This is a genomic window from Bradyrhizobium sp. WYCCWR 12699, assembly GCF_032144035.1.
In the GTDB taxonomy this organism is placed as follows: Bacteria; Pseudomonadota; Alphaproteobacteria; order Rhizobiales; family Xanthobacteraceae; genus Bradyrhizobium.
The window spans coordinates 237,165-263,977 of sequence record NZ_JAVTJN010000004.1; the positions used below are offsets into that span (position 1 = coordinate 237,165).

The following is a 26,813-nucleotide window of genomic DNA, read 5'->3' on the forward strand; positions in this document are numbered from 1 at the left end:
GGCTGTTGCGCTGCCTGCTTTGGAATGAAGCAGGTGGTCGGCGATGCTGGTCATGGAGACGATTGCGCGAATACGGCGTGAGCACTTCATCAGAGGCAAGACGATCAAGGAGATCGCCTGTGACCCGAAGGTGTCGCGGAACACGGTCCGAAAGGTACTGAGGTCTGGGGAGACCTCCTTCGAGTTTGACCGCCAAGTGCAGCCGCGGCCAAAGCTGGGAGGATGGCCAGTAGAGCTTGACGGACTGCTCGCGGCGAACGATGCTAAACCGGCTCGTGAACAGCTGACGTTGATCCGGATCTTCGAAGACCTGCGCCGGCCGTGGTAACGCGGTTATAGTTCTGGAATTCAAGTAGAGGCATTCAACCGCTGCTCGCCTAAGCGACTGGCGCAATAGCCACCGTTAGCCTTCTTAGGAGAGCCAGTTCGGCCTCACCAGCGGCCGTGCGCCTAAGTACCAGCTTGGCAAGCTCTGTTCGATTGACGGGAGTTCGCATACTTGCAGGCAGCGCCGCCACCGCTTCATCATAGATCTTTCCCAACACCGAAAGAATTTCCGCATCGAAGACCTCACCTCGTACCTGCAACACTTGTACCAAATCTCCTGTCGAAACATCGCGCTGGCGACTCGCTGCAACAAAGCCTGCCTGACCTACTTACGCGGGCTGATCGTCCGCGTCGGCGAAAGGGTGCGCCCGACGCTCAGTTTGTCTCCTTCCAATCGCTGCGGCCAGACCGGACAGTCGCGCGCAAGCTGTCGCCGGCCAGCTTGTAGGCCCACGACCCCGATTACGGCCCACTGGCTTCGGATTTCCTGGTCTGACCAATGATGTCGCCACTCGGTACTCTACCGTTAAAGCCCCTAGATCCCAAGTCGAGCGGCCTGCGTTGACAGTTGCTCCGCCTCGGCAAGCCGATAGGGTGGGATGTCACTACGCACTGTGGCCAACAAGGACTTACAGAACGCAGGCGTGAGCTTGCCGCGGTGAATCACGACGTTTTCGCAGCCCGTCGCCGCCCGGGCGTTCTGCCACTGCTGATTATAGCCGCGTTGTTCGTTGGACTTGACGTGGCAAGCGGCGAAGTCGGCGTCATCCAGCGTCGCCAACTGGCCCGTATGTACCGGTCGCTTCGTATGGATGTGAACCCACATGGGGCTCGGCATTGCACCATTGCGCAGCGCCTTGGGTTGCAGCTTAACCTGAAACAGCACCCCTGGCTCGCCCTTTAACGCGCGCGGTAGATCGGCAGGCGCCAACTCCCCGGCCGCGCGCAACTGTTCAAGGTACTTCTGCGACGGAAAGCCGTAGGTCTTCATGCATTCAATCCTAGTCAATGCCCTTCGCTCGTCCAAAGTCTTGGCGAGCCCCTGCGCCTCGGCCCGCATCATCTTGAGTCGGACTAGCTTGCCATGCACCTCGGGCACTTGCGTTGGCGTGAGTAGGATACGTCGACCAGGCTCCGCGAGCGAACCCTCACAAGCCTGCATTTCGGCGGCCTGGGTCTGCAGGCGCTCGATCACGGCATCCACAACGTGGTCGGCGTCCTCGGGCTTCATTTGGCGGGCTTGCGAGACGGCCCGTTGCTGACCAGCCAGATCAAACTGCAAAAGTGCGTCCAACCGCTCGAGTAGGCGCGCCAGCGTCTCCATTGATGGCGGGGCCTGCCAGATCGCCAAGTGTGCCGTCGCCGAGGATGTCGCCCTCGCATGCGCCTCTTCCGCGCTCACGAGCTTCTTCGTACCCAGATCCGAGAGCACCACAACTTTGGCTGCTGGCGCCGTGGCTTTGTCGGTTGTAGCGATCTGCAGCTGCGTCCCGTCGCGTGCCGAACTCCCGGCGAGAGTGCTCGGTGTACGTTTGGCTTTACCCTTCCTGCGCGCAGAAGTGCCTTCGGCCGCTACAGCCTCTCGCGTAGCGTTGGCCGGCTTCGCAGCCCCTGCTTCGACCGCCGGTGAATTGATGGCCGACGTTTTGGGCTGTAGATCCAGCAGCCGCATAACGTCGTGTGCAGTGACCCACGCGCTTTCCACGATCTGATGCAACAGTTTCAATGGCAGGTCGTCACCGGTCCCCTGACCCCTTAGCTTTGAAACGAGGTTGTGCACTCCCAACGCAAATTCAGAAAGCCGCTCCATAACTCCTTCCAGGACCGCGCAGTGCGCCGCGTCGAGTGCGCGTCCTTGGCTCTGTAGAACTGCGTCCTTTGTCGATATGAATGCCGGAAAAACGTCATCGATGAAAGTGCCGAGCAGGCGAGCCCGTCCGTTCTCGGCCATGAGGATTTCCCTCGTGGCTGGGTCGAACGTGCTTTCGAGAGGCTCAATCATGATTTGTGCGAGAGCGACCTGCGATTGCAGATGCATGCACTTGGTGTGCAGTGCCCAACCGCTGTGCAGCCGCAGTGCGGCCTCGTCGGCCTGCCGCTTTTGGGCCGTTACATTGGGTAAATTAGCAGTAGCGGCGCAGACGCATTGCATCCGTTCCGAACGCAACGCCTTCTTTCCCCACCACTCCATGCAGTCCGCATAGCGGTTTGCTACGCCGGAAACCGCTCGGTTCAGTAGGTCAGAGGGAGTGTTGGATAGCATCCGTTGGAGCACGACGGTTGCACTTTTCCTGCTCTGCTCCAAGGCGTAGATGGTCGGGGTGGCCAGAGCGTTACATTGCTCCGCCGCATGGAGCACCTCGTCCCGGAGACCGCGAGCCTGATCGTCAGACAGAATCCTGCGCGCCTCGTGCTGGGGCAGGCTGGCGTAGTACTCCAGAACTTTTGAGCCGACCTGGATGAGCTTGTCGATCAGCTCTTGTGCCTCTGACGAGCTCCGCGCTTGCATGGCCGCCTTACTGCGAGCGCCAACTTCCGAGAGCAGGCTTTCCATTTGTCGCTTTGTTGCCTTGATCTCGTCACCCGTCGATGAAATGGGGACTGCCATATCCGAAGTTCGCGGCTGGCTGCCGACCAACGCCGCTCTATCCTGAGGCCAAGAGCGCATTCGCTCCACGATGGAATAGAAGGATTGGCCGCCCTCCCCAGCGGCGAGACTCGATTCTGAACGCAAACTGCTCGAGTCCCAAGTGCTGTCGGCTCCGGGAGCCCCAACGAGCGATTTGCCAGGCCGGCCAATACCCGTCATATTCTAACTCCGATCCAGGCGAGAACGTGAAGCCTAATTAGATAGACGGCTTGGCTGACGATCAGCTGACGAACGGCATTCTCCCGGACTCACCACGAAAATCAGAATCACCGTGCTTCCAATTCCATAGAAGATGCCTTGGTTTGAGGTTTCCGGTCTGCAGACACGCGTCCTGCTTTGCAACCAGGCCGTGGAGACGGAGCGCAACACTCCCCGCCCTAAAGCAGAGGCTGGTGGGCCCTCAGCAGGCGAGGTATCGGACGCGCACGCTGCAGAGCCGATGGTGCGATCACAGTCGGGCTGAATACGCAGAGCATTCGATTGACCTTCGCGGGCAGTTGGAAGCGATGATCTATCGGTGGTCCAGTCGCGGGAATACTGCCTTTGATAGCGCTAGTTCGGCGCAGAGACCGAGAGTGGCGCGAGTGCAGGAGACAGCCAGCGGGTCGTTTTACACGCAGGCGATTGATCTCAGTCAGCTTTCGTTGATTTGCACAACCTTCATTTTGGAATATCCGAAATCAGAGCTGCATCAAAATTGTGCTGCCTGAGGCCAGTCTATTTTTGAGGGCACTCGCAAGGGAGCACGCATCGACGAATGCGGTGAAACGATTCGCAAACAAGCTTACAGATGCTCCGCGTCCAGCTCGGCGAGATTCGCAAGCGCGTTGCCTCGCTTCTCATCACGCGTGCGCTTATAGGCGAATAGATCCTCTGCCCTAATCCTGCGATGACGCCCCACTGTCACGTGCTGAATTTCGTTCTTCTCTAGCAGAGAAACCAGAAACGGACGTGAGACATTTAGGATGTCGGCAGCTTGCTGTGTGGTCAACATCTCATGCACAGGCACAAGGGTCACCGCATCGCCGCGGCCGATGTGCCGAAGCAATTCCATTAAGAGGCTCGACAGGGCCGGCGACAAGGTTATCTCAGCAGCCTTTTGAGCATCGTCGAGCACGCGTAGCTTGGCATCCCCAGTCGCATGCGACGCGAGTATTTGACGAAGCTGGTTGGCTGCCGCCTTCTCGCTCGCGGAAGGCAGGCGAGTACCTCCCAGCTCTTCGGCGTAGGCTGGCATCGTAATCGTTGTTCTCCTCGGTACGGCATTGTATGTAGGCTATATTCGAAATAAACGCAACAAGTGAAATAAACGAAAATACTGAAGTTCCGGTTGGCTGGGGTCCCCTCCCCGGGGTCAAGTAGCTCAATGCAAGGTGAGACTTTCGGGGCCGCCCCGGATAAGCATGGAATGCTGCGGAACTGGCCCAGGACCGGGCAACCGCCCGGTGAAGTCCAGAAGTAATTCTGGGCAGAGCCTACGCATAGGGGGAAGGCTGTTTTATCAAGACTGATCTTTTTCCGTTCAGCCCCCCGGCCCTGCTCTCACATCCTAACAGGACCGACGGCTTCATCCGCAATGTGGCTCGGCTCTGACCCTCGATACGCATCCGAGGGTCGTGCAGTCGGAGCTTGCGCTCGTGCGCTTCTCGTTCCACGCCGATTAAACGGACCTAGCGAGGCATGGCTGGGGAGATCTTCATATTCTTTCAGCACCTGAGCCCAATCCGCCCCATTGGCGATGACATGGGTAGACAACGGCCAGCCGCGTCGCGGTCGGCTGCGTGGAGTATAACCTATAGCTGTTAGAACGGTCTATCTGGACCCTCAACTGATGCTCGCTTGGGCTGCTTGCGCTCTGGCTAATCGAATGACAGGAATAATGAAAGTAAGATCAACCGATGAAACGCCACGACGAACAAATGTCCAACAACGCGAGGACAACCGAACGGGCCTTCAGCGGCCCTCGTTCGGCGCTTCGGGTGATGGATATCCTGCAGGCGTTAGCGGCCGAACCGGAAGGTCTTACGCTGGCAAAGCTCAGTGACCGCCTAAAACTGCCGAAAACGAGCGTCTTCAGCCTCATGCGCGCGCTCGAAGGCGGGGGATATGCTCGCAGCGACAACGGCCACTACATTCTCGGCGATCAAGCGATCAAGCTTGGCGCGAGCCTGGCTCAGGCTCGATCGTTCCCGAAATGTGCGCGTCCCGTCCTGGAGCGGCTCGCACGAGAGACCGAGGAGACGATCCTGCTCGGTGTCCTCTCCGAGGAGGGCCACGAGATATCTTACGTCGATGTCATCGAATCGGAAAAGCCGCTGCGCTTTGCGGTCCGCATCGGCAACCGGCGGCCGCTGTATTGTACGGCCGCAGGAAAGGCGATGCTGGCATTCCTACCAGAGAATGTTCAGACGGCGTATCTGACCCAGACCAAGTTTGTAAAGTTCACGGACGACACATCCTCGAAAGAGGAACTCGTCGCCATGTTCCCCGAAATCCGTCACCGCGGCGTCGTTGTCGACGCTAATGGTATAATTGATGGCGCCACCGGCATCGCGAGCCCCTGTTTTGACGAGGCCGGCCTCGTCAGCTGCTCGGTGACGATCGCCGGCCCTACCGCGCGCCTGCTGCTTGCGCGCGAGCACATCGAGCGGCTGACCTTCAAGGCCGCCGAACAGATCTCGCAGATCCTCGGCTATCGCGGCCCATATCCGCCGGCAGAAGATTCTGCCGAGCGGGCCGACACCGGCAAGCGGCGCAAGAAATGACCTCGCGCCAGGGACGCCGTCCGGTCAGCCGTCAATCCAGAGAGTATCCCTGATTTCAGCGCCGGCGGCCTGCACGTTCTTGTCCATCTGCAGCAGCTCGAACAACGACGAGCCGGTCTTCAGACGGTCGCGCAGCTCGATCTCCTTCCGATTGCGCTCCCGTGCGCCCTTCACCGCACGCTCGAGCGAGCGCAGCGGAATCGCGAGCGCCCCGTCATCATCGGCGACGATCACGTCACCGGGATCCACACGTACGCCGTCGCAAACGATCGGCACGTTCACCGCGCCGGGGCCGCGCTTTTCGGGATGACTGGAGGAGATCGACGTCGACCAGGTCAGCGAGCCGAGCTCACGCAGCGCAGCGACATCCCGGGCCGGACCATCGACAATGATGCCCGCAATCCCCTTCTGCTTGGCGAAGGTCGCGGCCACGTCGCCCCACAACGAGCCGTGCGCGCCACCGCCGTTGACGAGGACGAGCACCTGGCCTCGCTGCGCGACGTTGAGGGCGGCATGGATCATGAGGTTGTCGCCAGGGAAATTATACGACGTGACGGCTTGGCCCGCGATCCGCTGGCCTGGCGCGATCGGCCGCATGCGCGAGCTCATGAGCTGCATGCGCCCCTCGACCGGGCCGAGTGCCTCGTGCAAATCGGAGACCGGATATTTTGCGACCTCGGCCAGGAGGTCTGCCGGGCATTGCGGAATGCGCTTGTAGATGACGGACTGCATGTTTCCTCTTTCTGTAAGCGTTCTTCACGTACGAAGGGTTTTCAAGTTGCCCGGAGCCGCATCCTCGGGTGCTCACACGAGCCGCATCTGCCAACGGTCATGATCGAGCATTGCATCAGCCAAATCCGTACAGAGCCGCCGGATTTCGAACCATGATCTTGGTCAGGACGGTTTCGTCGCACCACGAATAAAGCGCCGAAAGGAGATCTGTCGCGTCAGGGGTCGGTCCATGCGTTGCGGCATGCGGCCAGTCGGTCGCCCACAGCAGACGATCCGGTGCCTCAGCCAATAAGGCTTCGACGAGCGGCTCGAGCTCGTCATAAGCCGGTGCAGCGGTATTCATGTGATACGGCGCCGAAATCTTCGTCCAGCAATTGCCCGATCGGAGCAGCCGAAGGAGAGCCTGAAAAGCAGGTTGTTCCGTTCCCTTTTGGGCGTCGGGATCGGCCAGGTGATCGATCACGAAGGGGCACGGCAATTTTTGCAGCCGGTCCTCAAGCGCGACGATGGAGCGACCGTCGAGCATCAGCGCGACATGCCAGCCCCATCGCCGAATCCGGGATGCAATTCGCTCCAGCTGTGCGAGCGGCAAGCTGCCTGGCCGGGTCGCAATGAACCTCACGCCTCTCGCGCCCTTGTGGTGTAGCTCGTCGAGTTCTTCGTCCGAGACATCGGGATCGACGACGACAACTGCACGTGTTTCCACGCCTGCGATTTCGCGCATCGCATCGAGCTGCCGGCTGTTATCCGATCCATAGACGCTGGCCTGGACGATGACGGCACGATCGATGCCAAGCCGCTCGGCCAACGCCATATAGGCTGCGGGTGTTGCAGCAGGCGGCGCGTAGGTCAGCTCGGTCCGATAGGGATATCGGGCCTCCGGGCCGAAGACATGGAAATGGGTATCGGTCCGTCCCGGCATGGTCTTGAAACTTGCTTGAGAACTCCGGGTCACCGTTCTTCTTTCTTCTTGGCACGACATCGTCGAGACCTTCGACCGCGGCAGACGGTCCGGAGCCTCACTTCCCGATCAGATTTGGCAGCGCGTGCGTAAACCAGGGGACATAGGCGATGAGCAGCACGCCGAGACAGAGCACAACGAGGTACGGCACCATCGATCGCGACGCCTGGTCGATGTCCGCGCGTACGACAGCGCAAGCGATATAGAAGCCGATGCCGACAGGCGGCATGAAGACGCCTACGCCGATCGACAGGATGATTACCATCGCATAATGAATGGAATCGATGCCGAGTTGATTGGCGATCGGCATCAGGACGGGTGCGAGGATGATGATCGCCGGCAACCCCTCCAGCAAGGCCCCGACGATGATGATCAGGGCGATCGAACCCAGGAGAAACAGCAACTTGCTGTTGCCGAGCAGCGCGACGACCTGGCTCAGATGCGCGTTCAGCCCGGCGGCGGTCAACACCCAGCCGAATGCGCCCGCGGCCGCGACGATGAACAGAACCATCCCTGTCAGCCGTCCGGCTTCAATCAGGATTCTGGCGCATGCCCTGAGCGTGAGCGCGCGATAGAACACGGATGCGAGGACAAGCCCATACAGCACGGCGATCGAGGACACTTCGGTCGGTGTGGCGAAGCCGAACTTGATGCCGAGGATCATGATGACCGGCATGCCGAGCGGCAGCAACGCGTCCGTGCCGGCCCTGGCTCGCTCTCCGGCGGTCGCTTTGGGATTGGCGGACAAACCGCTGTTGCGGGCGGAAACATAGATCAGCAGCATGAGCATCACGGCAATCACTGCCGCGGGTATCAGACCGGCGACGAACAGCGTGCCGATCGAAACCGGTGTCACCGTTCCGAGGATCAGCATCGCGATGCTCGGCGGGATCGTCTCGGACATTGCGGCCGATGCCGCCAGCGCCGCGGCGGATTCCTGGGGCTTGTAGCCCGTTCTTTCAAGCTCTCGCCGCATGACGGATCCTACGGCGACCACGTCGGCCGCTTTCGATCCGGAGATACCCGACACGAGATAGGTCGTGATCACCACCACCTGGAGCAGACCGCCACGGAAATGGCCGACCAGCGACATCGCAAAGCGCACGAAGCGCACGCTGATTCCGCCCTGATCCATGATACCGCCGGCGAGGATGAAGAACGGTAACGCCAGCAGGATGAAGTTGCTGTTGGCGTCGATCATGCTCTGCGCGATCGCGACCAGTGGAATGTCGTTGGCCAGGAGGTAGATCAGCGAGCCCGCCATCAGTGCGAAGCCGATCGGCATGCCGATGCCGATCATGGCGAACAGCACGATCAAGAGCGCCACCAGCGAATATCGCGAGCTGAAAGTCTGTGTGAAGAGGCTGGCATCGGCGAACAGGCAGCCGGCAAGCACGGTAGCGGCGGCAAGCGCGACCAGGAGCGGTCGCCCGCGCTTTGCCAAGAGCCGCTCGGCGGCGGTCAGGGCGATCAGCAGCAGCCCGAGCCCGAGCGGCACGACCAGGGTGGCGGTCGGCCAACCCGTGATCGGCAGATGCTCGTCGAGACGGACCATGAACAGCGAGGCGCTGCCCCGGAGGATGGATATCGCCGTCACCAGCACCCCAAGGTCGACCACGCAGCCCAGGACCTGTCGCCAGTGCGGGGTCAAACGCTTTGTGATGACCTCGATCGAGGCATGTTCGGCGCGCCGATAGGCGATGGCGCCGCCCATGAAGGCAATCACGCTCAGCGACAATTTTGCGGTTTCGTCCACCGACAGGATGGAGAACGGCGTCACCTCGCGAATCAGCACGGAGAGCAGCGTGATGGCCAGCTGCAACGCCAGCGCGATCGCCACCATGATCTCGGCGATGGCACCGAGACCAAAGCGCGACAGAGCGTGGCTGTGCCCTGAAGCCGGAACATCACAGACCTGCTCGGTCATCCCTCGGCGGCTTTCAGCAGTTTGTCGATGAGCTGCTCGCCCATCGACGTGCGGAACTGAGCGAACACGGGCTCGACCTTTTGCCTGAACGGCGCGTAGTCGACGGGGTTGAACTGGATGCCGGCATCTTGGCAGGTTTTCTTGGCCGCGGCGGAGGCCTCGACGATCGACTTGCGGGTGTCGTTGCCGAACCGCAGCGCTTCCTCACGCAGGACCTTCAGGTGCGTCGGATCGAGCTTGTCGAGCTTGAACTTCGAGCCGAGCAGCGCCATCGCGTTGTAGGTGTGATTGGTTTCGGAAACGAATTTCGTCACCTCGTGCAGCTTGGTCGCGACGACGGAGAGCAGCGGGAATTCGTAGCCGTCGATCGTGTTCTGCGTCAGCGCCAGATACATCTCGGAAACGTCGAGCGACACGGGCTGGGCGTTGAATGCCTTGGCCATCGCGACGAAGACCGGGCTTTGCTGGATCCTGAACTTCATCCCGGAAAGGTCGTCGGGAGCTCGCACGACCTTTCTGGTGGTCTCCACCACCCGCCAGCCATTGGTGCTCCAGGCCAGGCCATAGACATTCTTCGGCGCGAGGCTGGCGAAGATCATCTGGCCGATCTCGCCATCGGTCACCCTTTCGCCGCTGCGCGCGTCGCGGAACAGGAACGGCAGATCGAGCACCTGCATCATTGGGAAGATGGAGGAGAGGAATCCCGCGGTGTGGTACACGAGATCGACCGTCCCGGTCGCAACGCCGGTCGCGATGCTGACACTGGAGCCAAGCTGTCCGCCGGCGAAGATATCGATCTTGACAGCGCCATTGGTGCGTTCGCCTACCCGGCCCGCAAAGGCTTCCGCCATCTTGTGGTTGGGATGGAGGTTGCTGTCGGGATGAGCGAATTTCAGGGTGACCGCCCCCTGCCCCCGCGCGATGTTCGGCGCGAAAAGACCAAGGGCCGGCGCGCCGATGCCCGCGAGCAGCGTCGTCTTCACGAACGCTCTCCGAGTGTGATTCATTGTCACGATCTCCTCCCTGCTCGTAACGATACTCGTTGGAACGCGGCCAACTCGCGTGGCCGTTGCCGTTCAGTTCAGCAAATTTTCGCGGAACGTCTCGCCCTCATATGCGGTGCGGAACACACCTCGTTTCTGCAGAATTGGGATCACCTGGTCAACGAATTCCTCGACGCTGGAGGGCGTGGTCGTCGGCGTGATATTGAAACCGTGGCACCCGGTCTCCCGCCAGATCGTCTCGAGCTGATCGGCAACCTGCTCCGGTGTTCCGATCAGTTGCGGCATGCCGACCGCAAGGCCCCAGCGTACCGCCGCCTCGCGCAGCGTGAAGCGGCGATTCTCGAACGAGGCCGACATGGCCTTCATCAGACCCTGCGATGCCTGCGTCTTCTGCTCCTCGAGCGGCAGATCGAGCTCGACTTGGCTGAAATCCACCCCGAGCGAACCGGACAAGCGGCTCAGCGCGGCCTCAAGCGGAATGCGCGCGGCGAATTCGTCGAGCCGGCGCCTCGCCTCCGCCTCGGAGCTTCCGAGAATCGGCTGCACGCCGAACGTCACCTTGGGCGCGGCCGCGCTCCCCGATGCTGCGCCGAGCTCCTGCATGAAGGTTTTCATGCCGCCCAGATGCGGTTGAATGGAGAACACCACGTCGGCGTGCTTCTGCGCGAAGCGCTGGCCGCGGCCGGAGGATCCGGCCTGGAACAGCACCGGATGGCCCTGCCGCGACGGCAAAGCCGGCGGCACCGTATGGCAGCGGAAATACTCGCCCTCGTGATTGATGATGTCCACCTTGGCCGGATCAGCATAGACGCCTGTCGTCCTGTCGGCCTGGACCGCGCCCTCGCGCACCCCGCTCCAGAGCGCACGACAGACTTCCATATATTCATCGGCGCGATCGTAGCGCTGGTCGTGATCGAGTTGATTGAGACCGAGTGCACGGTACTCGCCGCGCAGATGGCCAGTGACGATGTTCCAGCCGACCCGACCGCCGCTCATATAGTCGAGCGTCGAGAGCGAGCGGACCGCCTGATAGGGATGATTGGCCGAAATGGAGAGCGTCACCGCAAGGCCGAGCCGATCGGTGGCGGCGGCGAGTGCACTCAGCAGAACGACCGGATCGTGCGGCGGCCAGCACACGCCGTAGCGCACCGCCTCGTCGGAACGCTCCTTGTAGCGGTCGAACACACCCGGCGTATCCGCGAAGAACAGCCCATCGAACAGGCCGCGCTCATAGGTCTGCGCAAGCCTCTGCCAGCGCTTCAGGCTTCCCATCGCCTCGAGACGCTGATCGGCGGGATCCGACCAGCTCAGGATCGTGTGATTGATAGGCGAGTTGATCAGAAACCCGATCAAGTGCATGCCGCCACGCATGAAGTCGCTCCCTCCGAAAAGCCGAGCCGCATCGCGCTGGCGCGACGCCCCGGTTTTTCCTTGCGTTCTCATTTCGGAACGTTATCCTTATATAAGAATAGATAGCCAATCACCACGGCTGTCAAGCCGGTTGCGCTCACGTGTCGTCACGGAATGCGCGGCTTAACGAGACGCGGATTAACTCCGCGCACGGGAGAACTCGACGATGTATGCAGCACCGCCAAGCGTGGAGGCGCGCGTCTTCACTGCAATCCCCGAGCATCTGTTCAAGAGCGGCCAGCGCTCGGAATGGGCTGAGGTGCAGTTTCACGGCGCACCGACGCCGACCTTTCTCGAAGGCCCATCCTTTGACCGCAATGACGATCTCTGGGTCGTCGACATTCCTTGGGGCCGCCTGTTGCGCATCACGCCGAACGGTGAGGTCAGTGTTGGCGCGGAGTACGACGGTGAGCCGAACGGCCTGAAGTTTCACAGGGACGGGCGCGGCTTCATCACCGACCACAAGCAGGGCATCATGGTGTTCGACCCGGCCACGGGTCGCGTCGAGCCCTTCCTGGAGCGCTCGCTGTTGCAGCGATTCAAGGGCGTCAATGATCTCGTGTTCGCCTCGAACGGCGACATGTACTTCACCGATCAGGGGCAGACCGGATTGCATGATCCGAGCGGCCGCCTCTATCGATTGCGACCCAGTGGCCAGCTCGATTGCGTGCTCGACCGGATTCCGAGCCCGAATGGCCTCGTGCTCAACAAGGCCGAGACGATGCTGTTTCTGGCGGTGACGCGCGCCAATGCGATCTGGCGGGTGCCGCTGATGCGCGACGGCACCGCAAGCAAGGTTGGCACCTTCATCCAGCTTTCCGGAGGTGGCGGCCCCGATGGCCTTGCGATCGACGAGGACGACAATATCGCGATCTGTCACGTCGGCCTCGGCGCCACCTGGCTGTTCAGCGCGCTCGGAGAACCGATGCTGCGCATCAAGTCTCCGAAGGGACTTCTCACCACCAATTGCGCCTATGGCGGTCCGGATCGGCGGACACTCTTCATCACGGAATCGAAGAGCGGTACGATCCTCGCAGCGGAAATGCCGGTGGCGGGACGGCCGATGTACTCCCACGCTGCGTGATCAGGATATTCGCAGCAACCTCCGAGCGACTGACCAGAAGGCCGAGTGCACGCCATGCAGCAGTTCTCCCCGACCATCGCGGCCGTCGACAGCGGCGATCCCAAGGCAGATCCGGCCGCGTTTCGGCGCTGCCTCGGCCAATTCGGGACCGGCGTGACCGTCGTCACCGCCGCTCACGGTGACGAGCTCGTCGGAATGACGGCGAACTCGTTCTCCTCGGTCTCGCTCGATCCACCGCTCGTGCTGTGGTCGGCCAAGCGAACGAGCCAGAGCTTCCCGACCTTCAAGGTCGCCACGCATTTCGCCGTAAACATTCTATCCAGCGACCAGATCGCTCTCTCAAATCATTTTGGCCGCTCGGGCGGCGACAAGTTCGGGGGCGTCTCCTGGAAGCGCGGCATCGGCGGCGCACCGCTGCTCGAGGGAACGCTGTGCAGCTTCGAATGCCGCAAGGCGGCCGAATATCCCGGCGGCGATCATCTGATCATGCTGGGTGAAGTCGAACGCTTCGTGCGCCACGACCGCGGCCCGCTACTGTTTGCGCAAGGACGCTATTGCATGGCCGCCGACTTCGCCGATCCCACCGACCTGTCGAAGGCGACCGGACAGGCGCACGCCGGCGGCCCGATGAATGAGTTCATGACGGCGCTGATGTATCGTGCCCATGGCGTGCTCTCGGCAGCGCTCGACGAGGGTCGCCATGCCGAAGGTCTCAGCGTCCTGCAGAGCCGGTTGATGGCCGCGATCGAAACGTTGCCGGGACGCACGCTCGCGAGCTTGCTGCCTGAATTGTTTCTCGGGCTCAACGCCGCGGAGAGCACCGTGAACGAGCTAGTGCGCATGGGCCTCGTCGAGGCCGACGCTAGCGGCGGCTTGACACTCACGGCCATGGGACGCGACCGCAACCACGCACTACACGCGCGCGCCCGCGCAATCGAGGCAAAGGAACTGTCCGGCATTTCGCCCGGCGAGATCGCGAGTTGCCGGCACGTTCTCGACAAGCTCGTTCGCCGCGCACCGACGGCATAGTAAGAACCAAGGCCGACGACGAAGGAACAATGGTAATGAAGAAACGTATCGCAATCGTCGGCGCCGGCGCTGTCGGCAGCTATCTCGGCGGCCATTTGGCGCGCACCGGCAACGACGTCACGCTGATCGATCCCTGGCCCGAGCACATCGAGACGATCCGCCAACGCGGGCTGCATCTGTCCGGCATGAGGGATGAGGAAACCTGCATCGTTTCGGTCCCGACGATGCACCTCACCGAGGTGCAGAGCCTTTCGAGGCAGCGGCCGATCGATATCGCGATCATCTCCAGCAAATCCTACGATACCGAATGGTGCACGACCCTCATCAGGCCGTATCTCTCGCCGCAGGGCTACGTCGTCTCGGCGCAGAATTCGATCAACGAGGAGATCATCGCCGGCGTCGTCGGATGGGGACGCACGGTCGGCTGCATCGTCGGCAATAATTTCGCCGTCGATCTCTATGAACCGGGCTGCGTCCGTCGCACCATGCCGCGCGACTTCGAGACCAAATCGATTCTCGTCGGTGAGGTCCATGGGCGCGTGACGCCGCGCGTGAAGGAGCTGCACGCCCTGTTTACCCCGATCGACGGCTCTGGCGTCACTACCAATCTGTGGGGCGTGCGCTGGTCGAAGCTCTGCGTCAACGGCATGCGCAACGGCGTCAGCGCCGCGACCGGCATGAGCGGAAACGAACGCGACGCCCATCCCGTGATCCGCCGCCTCGTCATCCGCCTCGGCGGCGAAGCGATCCGGACCGGCCAGTCGCTCGGCCTCGACCTCGAGCACATCACGGGCATCGAGCCGAACCTGCTACGCTCGGCATCCGAAGGCGACGCCACGGCGCTGGCCGAGGTCGAGCGGCACATGCAGAAGGGAACCGGTTCGCAGGCGCGCAGCAATTTGCAGCGTCCCTCGATGGCACAGGATATCCAGAAGGGGCGGCGCACCGAGATCGGTGAGATCAACGGCTTCATCGTCCGCAAGGCGAAGGAGGCCGGCTGCGCAGCGCCGGCGCATGAGCGGATCGTCGATATCGTCCGCAAGGTCGAACGCGGCGAGGTTACCCCGCGCCCGGAGCTGCTGTTCGAGATTTGAGATAGAAAGCCGGGCGATGGAGACGATCAACATGCTGCTGCCGCCGCTCGAAGCGTGGGTCGCAACCATCTTCGCGCGGGCCGGACTCGGCGAAGATGACGCGAGGCTGGCAGCCCGTCGTCTGCTGCTCGCCGACATCACGGGCGTACGGACCCATGGCATCGCGCGTCTGCCCTCGTATTGGCGCCAGCTCGCGCGCCGCGGCTTGAACCCGAGGCCGGATATCAAATGCGGCTGGCATGGCACGGTGTTGGTAATCGACGCCGATCTTGGGCTTGGACAAATCGTTGGCCCCAAGGCGTTGGCACTGGCGATGGATGCGCTTGGCCCGACCCGACCGTTCGTCCCCTTTTTGATCCGCAACGCCGGACATCTTGGCGCAGTCGGCTCGCATCTGCTCGACGTCGCCGAAAGCGGCAGGGTCGGCTTCCTGTCGCAGGTGACCCAGCCGGTGATGGCTCCCGGGGGCGCAACGCGGCCGGCAATCGGTAACAATCCCATTGCATTTGCAGCGCCGAGGCCGGACGGACCACCGCTGCTGATCGACTTCGCGATGAGCAATGTCGCGCGCGGCAAGATCCACGTCGCCCTACGCGATGGCCTGCCGATCCCGGAAGGCTGGGCGATCGACGCGGAGGGCCGGCCGACGACCGACCCGACCGCGGCGCTCGCCGGCTCGATCCTACCGGCCGCCGGTCACAAGGGACTCGCGCTGGCGATGATCGTGGAAGTGCTTGCGGGAGTGCTGACCGGGGCAAGGCCCCTGTTGTCGGAAGGCGGCGCCCCGGGCGGCGTCGGCGCCTTCGGCTTCGTGTTCGATCCGGCGGCGCTCATCGGCAAAGATGCTTTCGATCAGAACATGCAGGCTTGGACGCAGCGCTATCTCGCAGCGGTCGGAGGAAATGGCCGCATTCCCGGCGAGCGCGCGGCAGAACTGCGCGCGCAAGCGGACCAGGTCGGGATCGCGATCGAGCGCAATCTCTTCGAACAACTTGCCGAACTCGGTCGAGAAGGCGGAGCGGTACTTCCAGCTTAGTTCAATCGTTCGCAGGTGAGCTCCGAGGTGCGGTTTGTGGTGGCCGTCTCGTGCGCTGGCGGCGCCGGTGGGAGGACGCGACCGATGAGGGACGTGGCGGTCGTTACGGGCGCAGGGCGTGGAATCGGTCGTGCAATCGCCGACGCGCTCGGTAAGGCCAATTTCACCGTCGCCCACGTGAGTCCCGAGGATCTGGAGCAGGAGCCAATTCCGGCTCCCGACCGGTATTATAGATACGATGTTTTCCGAGATCGGGAAACGATGCGTTGCTGGCCCGGATTGCGGGAGAGCTCGGCGAGCCACCTGCCTGGTCAACAATGCTAGCGTAAGCTCACTGCAGCACTGCAGCGCGGGGATATCCTCGACCTTGAGCCGGAAAGCTACGATCGGACGCTGGACATCAACCTTCGTGCCGGCTTTTTCCTCACACAGTGTTTTGCGAGGAGGTGCCTGGGCCTCGTCGAAAGGCGCCCGGGATCGGTGATCTTCATCGGCTCGGCGAATGCAGAGATCATCGGCGAAAACAGGGCCGACTGTTGTATCAGCAAGGCGGGCGTTGGAATGACACCCGGCCTGACGTCGTAGATGGTGATAGGCTCGGAAGCCAGTCGTGAGGCGAACAGCTTCGTCATCATTCGCACCGAGATGACAGCCGCGGCGAAGGATCGTTATGACGATTTGATCGCCACCGGCGGCATTCCAATGGCGCGCTGGGGCCTGAAGAGATCGGCCGGGCCGTGACCCTCCCTGTTCGCGGAGAGATCCCTTATGCGATCGGCATTCATATCGACGTTGGCGGTGGCCAACAGCTCTCCCGCCTTTGAACTTGAGCTTGCAGTCTTGCGTCCGGTCGAGTTCAGAGCAGAGCGCGTCAGGCGTCAGCGATTCGCGAGGCGATATCCTCGAGCGGACGCCGGCTGAAATCCTTCGCGAGCTGGATTTTGAGCAGTCCGAGCTTCGCAGTCTTCGAGTGCTGATTTGATGGTCGGTGGTGCCAAGAAGCCTATGTCTCGCCCCAGCCGGGCGGGAGCGGCTGGTCCAACCCCGCAGGCAGCTCGGTTCCCGCGCCACCCAAGTGGGTGATGGTCTAGCGGGGTAGTTCGGCGATCTCACCGCCGCGGTCTCCCGGGCTCACTCTATGTCTGGGCGCAAGTCACATCGTTGCGCGAGTTCCTGCCGCATCGGGCCGCAACGCCTCGCTCAGGGGAAGCCATGGCCGCTTGCTAGTCGGTCAATCAATCTATCTAACATCTTGTCGCAGCGGTCAATCTGGTCAATTTCGATAAACTCATCCGGCTTGTGACCCTGCTGCATCGACCCCGGTCCGCAAACGATCGTTGGAACCCCCAGTCTCTGCAAAAACAGGCCGGCTTCCGTTCCGAATGGCACCTTCACCACGTTGGCGTCACCGGTGAGAGACTTGACAAGATGGACGACCGGGGCGTCGCAGGCGATATTGAGCCCGGGATAACTGTTGACTACATCAATATTTATAGCGGCTTCGGACGCGATGGTCCTTGCGCCATTGGCGATTTCACTCGCTCTAGTTCGCAGCCTACTCAATATCTCCTCAGGTATCTCCGCTGCGACATTCCTGATCTCGAACTCTAACTCGCATCGGCTCGGCACAATATTGAGCATTCCCCCCGATTTAATCGTGCCGACGTGAAGCGTTGTATACGGAATTTCGTAGCTCGCATCCCGCGCGCCCTCGTCGCACAACTTAGCTTGCTCTCTGCGGATGGCTTCGACAAATTCGCAACCCAAATGGATCGCGTTTATCCCGGTAGGCGCCAATGCGGAATGGCATTCCCGGCCAACGCAAGTAACGCGAGCCGCAACCTTGCCTTTGTGTCCGATTGCAACGTTCATATTTGTTGGCTCACCAACGATACAGAAAGATTGCCGTTGCAGCTCATTCACCATCGAGTCAAGCAGACCTCGCACTCCTACACAGCCAATCTCTTCATCATATGATAGTGCCAGGTAGAGAGGCGCATTTAAGCGTGTCTTCGACGCCTTAAGCGCGGCGGAAATGGCACAGCCCACAAAGCCTTTCATGTCTGCAGTTCCACGACCATACAGCTTACCGTCTTGTCGTGTGGCGCTAAATGGCGGTTTGGTCCAGCTCTGATCATCGGCCGTAACGACGTCCGTATGACCTGAGAGAATTGCGCCTGGCCGATCATCGGGTCCGATCGTAGCCAGCAAACTCGCTTTTCGCCCGTCCTGCGAATAGACAAGACGGCAGGTCACGCCGTTTTCGCGAAGCAGCTGAACGACAAAGTCAATCAAATTGAGGTTTGATTCCTGGCTGACGGTCGGAAACGCAACCAACCTCTGAATAATGGCGATGCTGTCCATCTGTATTTTGCTCAGTTTTCCAGTTCTTCTGAGGTTCGTAGCGTTCGCTCGTCGCCAGACTACAGCGTCATCATGGTTGTCCGAGACAGCATCAGATCTCCGCTATGAAAGGTCGATACAAAATTAACCCCAATCTGCCCGACATTTGCCAATGCCCACAATTCAGGGGTCTTCTGTCAACATCCGCGGGTTTGCGTAGACTGCTGACTTGAAGCGTATAGCTCAATCTACTCTGTGCTCTGGCACCGCGTCATGAAGACGATCAAGGGAGCGGTGCGGCCAATGGCGAGCGCTCGTCGGAGCGCTATTCGTCACCCGGGACGCCGAACGAAGGAGCCGCTCGTGGATCAAGCGCGCGCTTCACGTAGGCGTTAAGTTGGGGTTTGTAGACCTTCCAGGCAGAAACGAGCAGTTCGATCGGACACTCTTGTGTCCAGTCGCAGCGCAGGTCCACGACTGGCCAACTGACTTGGTCAACAAGCTTCATGCCGGCTGAGTGTAACGGACCGGCCTCCCCGCCGGCGGCCAACCCGGCTCTTAGTGACGCAATCAGGCGGTCACCAAGATGCCCTGACGAACCAATGAATGCATCGACAATTGCGTGCGGTACTCCGTCATTTGCTAGGAGATTGCCGCCGGCCGCGACATTTTCTCCGCTCGTCTGAGCCCATATGCCTAGTGAATTGGGCCCTGAATAAACAGCGGCATTTCCGTCGCGGTCAACTGCCAGTAGCTGGCGATACTCGATAAATCGACTACGTTGTTTCACTTCTTCGACGGCTTCCCACGCGGACATGCCGCTCTCCATCGCATCCAAGGCCAATGGTCCTAGCGAGGGATCAGTTACGTTCTGCGAAGCGACCGCGCCGACACCAGCTCGCGCGAATGAACACCTTGAAGCGACAGCCGGAGATGAAGACGAAATCGCTACGCCGAACATTCCAGTCTGGTCGCACCGAGCAACTAGGGAAAACGTCATACGCTCACTCGGGTATCACCGCTGTGGCGTCGATTTCAACAAGCCACTCAGGTCGCGCCAACGCTTGGACAACAAGTCCTGTGGACACGGGATGCACGCCCTTTATGTACTGACCCATCGTTCGATAAACGGCCTCCCGATGCCGCACGTCGGTAAGGTAAACGACAACCTTGACCAAATGTTCAATCTTACCGCCACTTTCTTCGATGAGTTGCTTAATATTCTGCATCACCTTATGCGTCTGCTCGACAGGATCATGGCTGTCGATGTTGACGGCGTCATTCAAGCTCTGGGGGCACTGGCCCCGTAGCCAAATAATTTTTCCGCCGCTAGTCACCACTGCCTGACATAGATCATTGTCGAGCTTCTGCTCCGGATAAGTGTGTTTCGTATTGAATTTCCGAATCCGCCTATGAGCCACTTCTTGCTCCTTCTTACGTGTCAGCACCCGCAACCCCAACTGGTGAACTGTTTCGCCAAAAAACTTAGGGGCCTCCCGTCGCTTTTCGTGGATCAACTTTCTCCGATTTTACGACGTGATGTTCCAGGTAACGCCGCCGAGTAGAGATACGATCAGCAATATATTTAGCGTCATGCCAGACACCCCAGATAAAAGCGGACCCTCGCCTAGATTGCCAAGGCAAGCCCACAAAGTAGACGCCCGGCTCCGAGGATACCCCACGTTGGTGTTCGGGTTTTCCGGCCTCGTCGAAGGCCTTGACCTTAAGCCAGCTGTAGTCCGACGAAAAGCCCGTCGCCCAGATGATCGTATTCACGCCGGCAGTCTTTAGATTGAGCTCACGCTGCGGATTCATTAGGCAGTCCGGGTCCGGGAGTAACCTGCGCGCTTCAGGCTCCTCCGGAAGTGCAAGTCCATTCCGCCTAACGTATTCATCGGCCTCATCCAACAGAGTGAAGAGCGAGGCGTCACCCATCGCGACATTCTTCGCGAGATCACTGGCAAACGTTACGTTGCCTGCCTCGAACGCTTCAGTTGAGCCAACAAGCATCATTCCGTCTGCGGCGAGCTTCCTGAAGTCGACCGTGTATCCCCCACGGGCCCCACTGACGGAGATCGTTACGTGCTCGGTACCGCGAACTCTTGCTTCATTATCCCACTTTCCCAAGACGCCGAGCCACCAGCAGAAGTCGTAGCCGCGGTAGGAGCGCGGGGGGCGTTCGTGGGGGCCCACGGAGAGATAGACCTTCCGATCAGAGCGCAGAAGTTCGTCTGCGATCTGGCTTCCGGAAGATCCTGCGCCAACAACCAACACGGCCCCTCTAGGCAACTGCTCCGGGTTTCGGTAGTCGCTCGAGTGAATTTGGACGACTCCAATGTCCTGCGGTACTACTTGAGGTATTGTCGGAATCTGGAATGGACCGATCGCTGCAACTACGTTATTTGCCTCCAACGTCCCTTGCGAGGTTTCCACTCGAAAGCCCAATCGTCCCTCGTTCCGTTGTACGGCCGTAACCTCCACCCCACAGCGCACCGGCGCGGCAATCTTCTTTGCGTAGGCAACGAAATAGTCCGCGATCTCCTCCTTACCCGGGAACGCATCAGGGTGCGTCTGAAATGTTAGGCCGGGGAAACGGTCATGCCACGCGGGACCATTAGCCACCAGCGAGTCCCACCGGGCTGTTCGCCATCTCTCCGCGATCCGGTGCCTTTCCAAGACGACGTGAGGAATACCAGCCGAAGTCAGATGTTCACTCATAGCCAGCCCTGCCTGACCGGCTCCGATCACGATCGTATCTACTACTTCTAATGACATCTCTGTATCCATTTCTAATTCGATTGAGTGATCGCGTCGAACATGGAGGAAATCCGGTTCGAGAGTTTGGAGGCGAGCATGATCATGTGGGATTATGTCGGAGCGCTTAGGCCTGCATCTATGCGCCGCAGAAGCTGTTCTGAAACTGAGCGCGGAGTTGCAACATGATGGCATCATACCGCTATGGAATTAGCGACTATCCGTGCGCTTGATACAACCGCCATCCCATTCAGGTTGTGGCCATTGCGGCTCGCCGGCGCTAATAAGGCTCGATGTGAACCATTGCGGGTTCGGGCAAATACATCACGGAATCCGACCAGGCCGTCCCTCATGGAAATAGACCTCGCGTATTCTTGGCGCCCCGCACCCGCTCGACGCCTATGGCCATGGCCGCCGTGCGATTGAACACCTTGTCGCGGCTCGCCCTCGCCACCATCCGATCGAACGCTCGATCGAGAATCTGGTATTCGCGTCGTACTACTTCCTCCTCTTCCCAGAAGAGTTGTTGCAGATCCTGCACCCATTCGAAATAGCTCACCACTACCCCGCCGGAATTGCACAGAATATCCGGGATCAGGAAGATCTCATTCTGTCGCTGCGTAAGAACCAGATCGGCTTCCGGTGTCGTCGGCCCATTGGCCCCTTCAGCGACAATACGGCAACGCAGCTTCGTGGCGACAGCAGCGTCGATGACCCGCTCCATCGCGGCTGGCACAAGAACATCACAAGACAGCGTGAGGACTTCCTGCGGATCGAAGGCTAGTTCACTCGAATACCCCGAGAGACTGCCATGTGTTGCCGCATGTACCACGAGTTCTGGAATGTTGAGGCCGGAAGCGCAGTAGAGCGCGCCGGTGTGGTCGCTGACGGCGATCACTTTAACGCCCATATGGTGAAGCTCAAGTGCGGCGATCGAGCCGACATTTCCGAAGCCCTGCACAGCAGCCGTTGCATGGTTCAGATTGATGCCCTGTTCGTTCATCACGCGGCGCGTCAGATGCGCGACGCCCCGCCCTGTCGCCTCGCGGCGTCCCAATGTCCCTCCGGCGCTGACCGGTTTACCGGTAACGATCTCCGTCACGGTCCGGCCCTGATACATCGAATAGGTGTCCATAAACCACGCCATCACCTGCTCGTTGGTCCCCATATCGGGGGCCATGACATCAGTGTGAGGGCCAACGAAGGGGATCATCTCCTGCATGTAGCGGCGTGATAATGCCTCTAGTTCGCGCCTTGATAGATTCGATGGATCGACGCTGATGCCGCCCTTGGCGCCACCATAGGGCAAGCCGGTTAGGGCGCACTTCCAACTCATCCAGATCGCAAGCGCAGCAACCTCGCCGAGGTCCACACTAGCCGCGAAGCGCGTGCCGCCTTTCGTAGGTCCTAGCGTGAGGTGATGCTGAACTCGATACCCTTCAAAAACCGCCGTCGTGCCGTCGTCTCGATGAATAGGACAAGATACAGTGATCGCGCGCTTTGGTATTAACAAGCGCGCCCTCGCGTCCTGCGGCACAGACAGGTGATCAGCGATCACTTCGAACTGTTGTACGGCCATGTCAAAGACAGGTCCACTGTATGTGGTCACGTTTGCTCCATTGTACTCGATCGAAACCGGATCGGACGGCGGATAGCTACCATTCGAAGTATTCCCGCCGCTGTAAGAGGCAAGCAAGCCCCTTCAGCGAGGTCGTTATGCTGAATTTCAACGAGATTCGATGAGCTGAGCGCTCAAGGTAGGTCGAAATGCCCTTGGACGGATGCCTTGCGGAAAACAACGTTCCCTTGCTTTTAGACACCTGCTGTCGCTGGATAGGGAAAACAACAAGCACTACACGAGAGCGGAGACATCAATTGTGTACATTCGCCTCCGTCTCTCGTGATAGGAGTCGATGCAAACGCACTTCCCATCGCGGCTCCACCTTGGGTGAAGATCACACCGGTTCTCTTTAGCCAGAGTTGGATCAGTATAAAAGCTTCCGAGGTCGAGCCGGACTTCATTGTTGGCATCGAAAAGGAAGAGATCACGCAGGTTGGTCTCGGAATGCGGATACGTATCGCTCAAAAGCCAGCGCATATTCACAGGTGAATAGGACATGTGTCCGTTCTCTCTTAGGAGGCCGTCGCCAATAGTCTGGACTAAGCCATTGTGCGCGTCTTGGTAAACCTGATAGTTTATACGTCCGGCGTGAGGTCCCCAGACGACGATGCTGCTATCATCCCGCCATAACGGGTGAGAGATCTGGTATTCGGACTTTTCGTAGTCGTAGGTACCTACGGCCTTTGAATCGAACCGCCGAGCCAGCTGCGGCAATGGATGATCAGAGCATTCAAGGAGACGTAAGTTGCTTCCATCCGGATCCATTGTGATCAAGCGATGCAAGAAGCAGGTCTCGTCTTCAACACGCTCTGTCCATCGGTGAAGGAAGAGCACACGTGTTGATGACGGATTTATCTCAATATGGCTCACCCAATGAATTGCCTTATCCATGGATGGCTTATGAGCAAGCTCGTAAAGTTGGCGGTAACTGACAACGAGTGTCGAGTCGCCGCTTGCAATGTCGAGGCGCCAAATGCCATCATCGTCCGGTGCATTATCCAGTGGAAGCCGTCCCGCGAGTGCGCAGTAGCCGATCGTCTCATGCGTTTTGTAGAGACGTCGATAGTCAATGCACATCGCGAATTTGCTGTTCGCGGCTACGACGTAAATCGGGATATTGAGATCGCGAGTGCGCCCCGTATCCACGTCGGTAATCCGCGCACCGATGTTGGGATACGGGCCACCCGCGTCGTGCGACGTACGAATATTGTAGATTATGTTACGGCCAGGCATGCCGGTGAGCCATTGTAGTTGGCTCCCCATTTGCCAGTTCCAGGCTTGGGTTCGATCAACCAGCCGAAACTCACGCGCTTCATCAAAATAACCGACATTGCAGCCGCTATTTCTGCCAATGCGGAAGTTAGGTTCATCGACTTGGTGGCCTAGGATAAGGCGACCCTGCCCGTCCCACGGCGTCTTATTATAGTAACCAAAAAAGAAGTTGTAATCCTGACCACCAAGTCGTGTGATGCTGACTCTTTCGTTGATAGTTGAAGGGGACATTGCTCCTCACAGAGTCGTCGTGGTCGATTGCCCAAATGGCATGACGCCTAGTAGGCCTTATTGGTGATGAATCTGGTATTGAGATAGCCTTCAGTTGATTCTAGGCCACCCTCGGAACCGTACCCAGACTCTTTGACGCCGCCAAAGGGCGTTTCCGGCAAGGCAAGGCCCAGGTGGTTGATGCTGAGCATACCGACCTCAAGATTCTCCGCCAGGAACTGAGCGTTCGCCGATGATTCCGTGAAGGCATATCCGGCGAGCCCGAAGGGCAATCGGTTAGCCTCTGCAACAGCTTCATTTGGATTGTCAAAGCCGCTAATGAGCGCGATTGGGCAGAATGGCTCATCGTTCATGACTCGCATCGATGGATCGACATTCGCAAGTACTGTTGGCTGCCTGAATGTTCCGCGAGTAAATAAGCTCTCGCCGCCGCACATGAGCTTTGCGCCTCGCTGCCTCGCGTCGTCCACAAATTGATCGAAGAGTTTCCCTCTGCGTTCGTTCGCGAGGGGGCCCATCTGCGTTGTCGCATCCAGACCGTTGCCAACGACAAGCGATTGTGTCTTTTCAACAAAAGCTGCGACGAACTCATGATAAACATCGTTGTGTACCATAAACCGCGTCGGCGCGGCGCAGGTTTGACCGGCGTTGCGATACTTGCCTGAAACGAGCAGCGCCGCGGCTGAGGATATGTCGGCGTCTTTGAAGACAATCGCCGGCCCATGCCCGCCGAGTTCCATCGTCGTCCTCTTCATCTGCTCGCCCGAGAGCGCAGCTAGATGTTTTCCAACCGGAACAGAGCCGGTGAAGGAGATCTTCCGAATCGCCGGGTGGGCAATCAGGTGCCGCGATATTTCATCGGGAGTGCCGTATGCGAGCTGGACAACACCTGTTGGAATGCCAGCATCGACAAGTGACGTGATGATTGCCGCGGCAGATCGTGGCACCTCTTCCGAGGCCTTGACGATCACGGAGCATCCGGCAGCCAACGCTGGAGCAAGCTTCTTCGCGACTTGGCTCGCGGGGAAATTCCACGGGGTGAACGCAGCAACCGGGCCTACTGGAGCACGTACGACATATTGCGCAACGCCTGCTGCACGCGACGGTATCACGCGCCCATAGAGCCGCCTTCCCTCTTCAGCAGCCCATTCGAAGGCATCGGCGCAACTCGCGATCTCCGCTCGCGCTTCCAAAAGAGGCTTACCTTGCTCCAAGGTGAGAACATGGGCGATGGACTCTAGTCGATCGCGGAGCAGGCCAGCTGCCTTACGTAGCGTAACTCCGCGTTCCACCGCGGGCGTTCTCCGCCAAACATGGAACGCCTTCTCGGCGGACGCAGCTGCACGGTCGAGATCGGCCACCGTCGCCTTAGCGACGTGACCGATCTCCTCGTCAGTTGCTGGATTAAAGATCGGGATCGTTTGCTTCTCAGAGCCGGAGCACCATTCTCCGTCAATAAAGAGGAGCGTATTCTCATATTTCATGTGTTCCCCGCAAGTCATCCGTTATTAAAGCGTCCATTCAAATAGACCAGCGGAGACGCATCGTGGAGACCGATCTCGATGACATCGCCAACGATTATGACGTGATCGCCGCCATCAAAGCTGCTGTTCAGGTGACAGATAATATATGAGGCGACGTCCTGGATAATTGGTAATCGATTTAGACCTTCTCGATAGGAAATCGCCGAAAACTTATCTGTCCCCTTCTTTGCAAACGTCATCGCAATGCGCTCTTGGGATGAGGAGAGCATGTTGATGCAAAACCACCCTGTCGAAGTGATGGCGGGGAGCGAGTTCGACTTTCTGTCGATGCATATCAGGTATTGCAGGGGGCTGATCGATAGGCTGACGACGGCGCTCATCGTGGTGCCGAAAAGCGCTCCGTGACTATCGACTGCAGTTACGACGGCGATTCCAGAGGCCCACTTCCGCGACACTTCTCGAAATGTTTCGGGCGTCGCTGTGGCAATGGCGCGACCTGCATCGATCATCTAATGGACCCTCCTTTGAGGTACCAGCGAAAGCATGATAGCGGTGGCGAAGGACGGCCCCGTCCACAGCGAACAAAGACGTATCATTGCCATTGGCCTTCATCCAATTGAGATACTGAAGGCATGTATTCGGATCAGGCATAGTTGCACCAAACTCGCATGTTCCGCGCGCGGCGCGCAGCGCGCTGATTGCCATTGACCGTTGATTATACTCCTACCAACGCCACTCATCCGTGGTCACGGGCGCCTCAAATGCCAGCTGTGTTAGGCAGCCCGGTGGTCTCCAACGGTCACGATGACCAGGCGACGATGCTTCGGAGTCCCCTACGCAGAATCCGTTCATCCTCGAGCCAAGCCGCTCTCAAACCGCGACGGTAGCCATTCACTCCTCAGAAAAAAGGAGCGCCGACCTCTGAGGCTGGCGGCCGAGTTCGGGAGGGACGCACAGAAGGGCGTAACCGGTATGAGCTCCCACGTCTGCAGTGATCAGCCTGTGCGAGCGTAGCGGGTCGGCATCCAGTACTGACGCATGGCCTCGACGACGTCCGGAATGTCGGCATGGGCGTTGCGCAGGAATTCC

General features: G+C 59.7%; 23 protein-coding genes and 1 pseudogene. 9 read left to right on the top strand and 15 right to left on the bottom strand.

The genetic code is table 11. From position 1 onward, the window contains the following. Positions 1-43: 43 nt before the first annotated feature. Positions 44-316 (top strand): annotated as a pseudogene (locus tag RPS27_RS04595) (IS21 family transposase); the annotation flags it as partial. Between the two features lie 546 nt (positions 317-862). Here the strand turns inward: RPS27_RS04595 and RPS27_RS04600 are convergent. Beyond that, on the bottom strand, positions 863-3,136 hold the full coding sequence (locus tag RPS27_RS04600; RefSeq protein ID WP_128929558.1) for a hypothetical protein: 2,274 nt from the start codon (positions 3,134-3,136) through the stop codon (positions 863-865). Between the two features lie 625 nt (positions 3,137-3,761). Beyond that, a complete protein-coding gene (locus RPS27_RS04605; RefSeq protein ID WP_128929557.1) occupies positions 3,762-4,220 on the bottom strand; it encodes a helix-turn-helix domain-containing protein in 459 nt (152 codons plus the stop codon). A gap of 655 nt (positions 4,221-4,875) precedes the next feature. On the opposite strand from RPS27_RS04605, the gene RPS27_RS04610 reads away from it, so the two are divergent. Beyond that, positions 4,876-5,742 (top strand): IclR family transcriptional regulator, encoded by an 867-nt coding sequence (locus RPS27_RS04610; protein ID WP_128929556.1) that lies wholly within the window; start codon positions 4,876-4,878, stop codon positions 5,740-5,742. A gap of 24 nt (positions 5,743-5,766) precedes the next feature. On the opposite strand, the gene RPS27_RS04615 is transcribed toward RPS27_RS04610, so the two are convergent. The 5 genes from RPS27_RS04615 to RPS27_RS04635 form a co-directional block, all read right to left on the bottom strand. Next, entirely contained in the window at positions 5,767-6,474 is a 708-nt protein-coding gene (locus tag RPS27_RS04615; RefSeq protein WP_128929555.1) for an RraA family protein, read from the bottom strand. Positions 6,475-6,589: 115 nt separating this feature from the next. Then, complete coding sequence (locus RPS27_RS04620) at positions 6,590-7,396, bottom strand: amidohydrolase family protein (protein ID WP_164935742.1); 807 nt, start codon at positions 7,394-7,396, stop codon at positions 6,590-6,592. 97 nt (positions 7,397-7,493) lie between these two features. After that, a complete protein-coding gene (locus tag RPS27_RS04625; RefSeq protein WP_128929553.1) occupies positions 7,494-9,362 on the bottom strand; it encodes a TRAP transporter large permease subunit in 1,869 nt (622 codons plus the stop codon). After that, positions 9,359-10,345 (bottom strand): TRAP transporter substrate-binding protein, encoded by a 987-nt coding sequence (locus RPS27_RS04630; protein WP_164934238.1) that lies wholly within the window; start codon positions 10,343-10,345, stop codon positions 9,359-9,361. Before RPS27_RS04630 ends, RPS27_RS04625 begins: the two co-directional genes overlap by 4 nt. Positions 10,346-10,438: 93 nt before the next feature. Then, the gene (locus tag RPS27_RS04635; RefSeq protein WP_128929551.1) at positions 10,439-11,737 is read right to left on the bottom strand and encodes an NtaA/DmoA family FMN-dependent monooxygenase; all 1,299 of its coding nucleotides are present in this window, start codon (positions 11,735-11,737) and stop codon (positions 10,439-10,441) included. Between the two features lie 205 nt (positions 11,738-11,942). On the opposite strand from RPS27_RS04635, the gene RPS27_RS04640 reads away from it, so the two are divergent. From RPS27_RS04640 to RPS27_RS04660, 7 genes are all read left to right on the top strand, one after another. After that, positions 11,943-12,860 carry an SMP-30/gluconolactonase/LRE family protein gene (locus RPS27_RS04640; RefSeq protein WP_128929550.1) on the top strand — a complete coding sequence of 306 codons (918 nt, stop codon included), beginning with the start codon at positions 11,943-11,945 and terminating at the stop codon, positions 12,858-12,860. Positions 12,861-12,914: 54 nt separating this feature from the next. Then, on the top strand, positions 12,915-13,889 hold the full coding sequence (locus tag RPS27_RS04645; RefSeq protein ID WP_128929549.1) for a flavin reductase: 975 nt from the start codon (positions 12,915-12,917) through the stop codon (positions 13,887-13,889). Between the two features lie 35 nt (positions 13,890-13,924). Then, the gene (locus RPS27_RS04650; protein WP_164934239.1) at positions 13,925-14,983 is read left to right on the top strand and encodes a ketopantoate reductase family protein; all 1,059 of its coding nucleotides are present in this window, start codon (positions 13,925-13,927) and stop codon (positions 14,981-14,983) included. A 31-nt stretch (positions 14,984-15,014) separates the two neighbouring features. Next, positions 15,015-16,019: an Ldh family oxidoreductase gene (locus RPS27_RS04655; protein WP_164934240.1), complete on the top strand. Its 1,005-nt coding sequence runs from the start codon at positions 15,015-15,017 to the stop codon at positions 16,017-16,019. An 84-nt stretch (positions 16,020-16,103) separates the two neighbouring features. Then, entirely contained in the window at positions 16,104-16,343 is a 240-nt protein-coding gene (locus RPS27_RS39630) for an SDR family NAD(P)-dependent oxidoreductase (protein ID WP_128929546.1), read from the top strand. Positions 16,344-16,418: 75 nt separating this feature from the next. Next, positions 16,419-16,604, top strand: coding sequence for a hypothetical protein (locus tag RPS27_RS39635; RefSeq protein ID WP_367401020.1), 186 nt, complete (start codon positions 16,419-16,421; stop codon positions 16,602-16,604). Further along, the gene (locus RPS27_RS04660) at positions 16,605-16,760 is read left to right on the top strand and encodes a hypothetical protein (protein ID WP_164934241.1); all 156 of its coding nucleotides are present in this window, start codon (positions 16,605-16,607) and stop codon (positions 16,758-16,760) included. 459 nt (positions 16,761-17,219) lie between these two features. On the opposite strand, the gene argE is transcribed toward RPS27_RS04660, so the two are convergent. The 8 genes from argE to RPS27_RS04700 form a co-directional block, all read right to left on the bottom strand. Next, positions 17,220-18,383 carry an acetylornithine deacetylase gene (gene argE, locus RPS27_RS04665; RefSeq protein WP_128955170.1) on the bottom strand — a complete coding sequence of 388 codons (1,164 nt, stop codon included), beginning with the start codon at positions 18,381-18,383 and terminating at the stop codon, positions 17,220-17,222. A 304-nt stretch (positions 18,384-18,687) separates the two neighbouring features. After that, on the bottom strand, positions 18,688-19,362 hold the full coding sequence (locus RPS27_RS04670; protein WP_128929544.1) for a DUF1028 domain-containing protein: 675 nt from the start codon (positions 19,360-19,362) through the stop codon (positions 18,688-18,690). Between the two features lie 4 nt (positions 19,363-19,366). Continuing rightward, entirely contained in the window at positions 19,367-19,783 is a 417-nt protein-coding gene (locus RPS27_RS04675) for a RidA family protein (RefSeq protein WP_128930145.1), read from the bottom strand. A gap of 64 nt (positions 19,784-19,847) precedes the next feature. After that, complete coding sequence (locus RPS27_RS04680; RefSeq protein ID WP_128930144.1) at positions 19,848-21,137, bottom strand: flavin-containing monooxygenase; 1,290 nt, start codon at positions 21,135-21,137, stop codon at positions 19,848-19,850. Between the two features lie 328 nt (positions 21,138-21,465). Continuing rightward, positions 21,466-22,725, bottom strand: coding sequence for a Glu/Leu/Phe/Val family dehydrogenase (locus RPS27_RS04685; RefSeq protein WP_128929543.1), 1,260 nt, complete (start codon positions 22,723-22,725; stop codon positions 21,466-21,468). Positions 22,726-22,968: 243 nt separating this feature from the next. Next, positions 22,969-24,240, bottom strand: a complete 1,272-nt coding sequence (locus RPS27_RS04690; protein WP_128929542.1) for a hypothetical protein — start codon at positions 24,238-24,240, stop codon at positions 22,969-22,971. Positions 24,241-24,287: 47 nt separating this feature from the next. Then, the gene (locus RPS27_RS04695; RefSeq protein ID WP_128955169.1) at positions 24,288-25,724 is read right to left on the bottom strand and encodes an NAD-dependent succinate-semialdehyde dehydrogenase; all 1,437 of its coding nucleotides are present in this window, start codon (positions 25,722-25,724) and stop codon (positions 24,288-24,290) included. A gap of 14 nt (positions 25,725-25,738) precedes the next feature. Beyond that, positions 25,739-26,233: a flavin reductase family protein gene (locus RPS27_RS04700; protein WP_128929540.1), complete on the bottom strand. Its 495-nt coding sequence runs from the start codon at positions 26,231-26,233 to the stop codon at positions 25,739-25,741. Positions 26,234-26,813: the final 580 nt, after the last annotated feature.

Excerpts from the sequence above, each read along its gene's own strand:
- RPS27_RS04600 (WP_128929558.1), bottom strand. The coding sequence starts at position 3,136 with ATGACGGGTATTGGCCGGCCTGGCAAATCGCTCGTTGGGGCTCCCGGA.
- RPS27_RS04650 (WP_164934239.1), top strand. The coding sequence starts at position 13,925 with ATGAAGAAACGTATCGCAATCGTCGGCGCCGGCGCTGTCGGCAGCTAT.
- RPS27_RS04655 (WP_164934240.1), top strand. The coding sequence starts at position 15,015 with ATGCTGCTGCCGCCGCTCGAAGCGTGGGTCGCAACCATCTTCGCGCGG.
- RPS27_RS04645 (WP_128929549.1), top strand. The coding sequence starts at position 12,915 with ATGCAGCAGTTCTCCCCGACCATCGCGGCCGTCGACAGCGGCGATCCC.
- RPS27_RS04610 (WP_128929556.1), top strand. The coding sequence starts at position 4,876 with ATGAAACGCCACGACGAACAAATGTCCAACAACGCGAGGACAACCGAA.
- RPS27_RS04680 (WP_128930144.1), bottom strand. The coding sequence starts at position 21,137 with ATGTCATTAGAAGTAGTAGATACGATCGTGATCGGAGCCGGTCAGGCA.
- RPS27_RS04635 (WP_128929551.1), bottom strand. The coding sequence starts at position 11,737 with ATGCGTGGCGGCATGCACTTGATCGGGTTTCTGATCAACTCGCCTATC.
- RPS27_RS04670 (WP_128929544.1), bottom strand. The coding sequence starts at position 19,362 with ATGACGTTTTCCCTAGTTGCTCGGTGCGACCAGACTGGAATGTTCGGC.
- RPS27_RS04695 (WP_128955169.1), bottom strand. The coding sequence starts at position 25,724 with ATGAAATATGAGAATACGCTCCTCTTTATTGACGGAGAATGGTGCTCC.
- RPS27_RS04700 (WP_128929540.1), bottom strand. The coding sequence starts at position 26,233 with ATGATCGATGCAGGTCGCGCCATTGCCACAGCGACGCCCGAAACATTT.
- RPS27_RS04690 (WP_128929542.1), bottom strand. The coding sequence starts at position 24,240 with ATGTCCCCTTCAACTATCAACGAAAGAGTCAGCATCACACGACTTGGT.
- RPS27_RS04620 (WP_164935742.1), bottom strand. The coding sequence starts at position 7,396 with ATGCCGGGACGGACCGATACCCATTTCCATGTCTTCGGCCCGGAGGCC.
- argE (WP_128955170.1), bottom strand. The coding sequence starts at position 18,383 with ATGGACAGCATCGCCATTATTCAGAGGTTGGTTGCGTTTCCGACCGTC.
- RPS27_RS04625 (WP_128929553.1), bottom strand. The coding sequence starts at position 9,362 with ATGACCGAGCAGGTCTGTGATGTTCCGGCTTCAGGGCACAGCCACGCT.
- RPS27_RS39630 (WP_128929546.1), top strand. The coding sequence starts at position 16,104 with ATGAGGGACGTGGCGGTCGTTACGGGCGCAGGGCGTGGAATCGGTCGT.
- RPS27_RS04640 (WP_128929550.1), top strand. The coding sequence starts at position 11,943 with ATGTATGCAGCACCGCCAAGCGTGGAGGCGCGCGTCTTCACTGCAATC.
- RPS27_RS04615 (WP_128929555.1), bottom strand. The coding sequence starts at position 6,474 with ATGCAGTCCGTCATCTACAAGCGCATTCCGCAATGCCCGGCAGACCTC.
- RPS27_RS04660 (WP_164934241.1), top strand. The coding sequence starts at position 16,605 with ATGGTGATAGGCTCGGAAGCCAGTCGTGAGGCGAACAGCTTCGTCATC.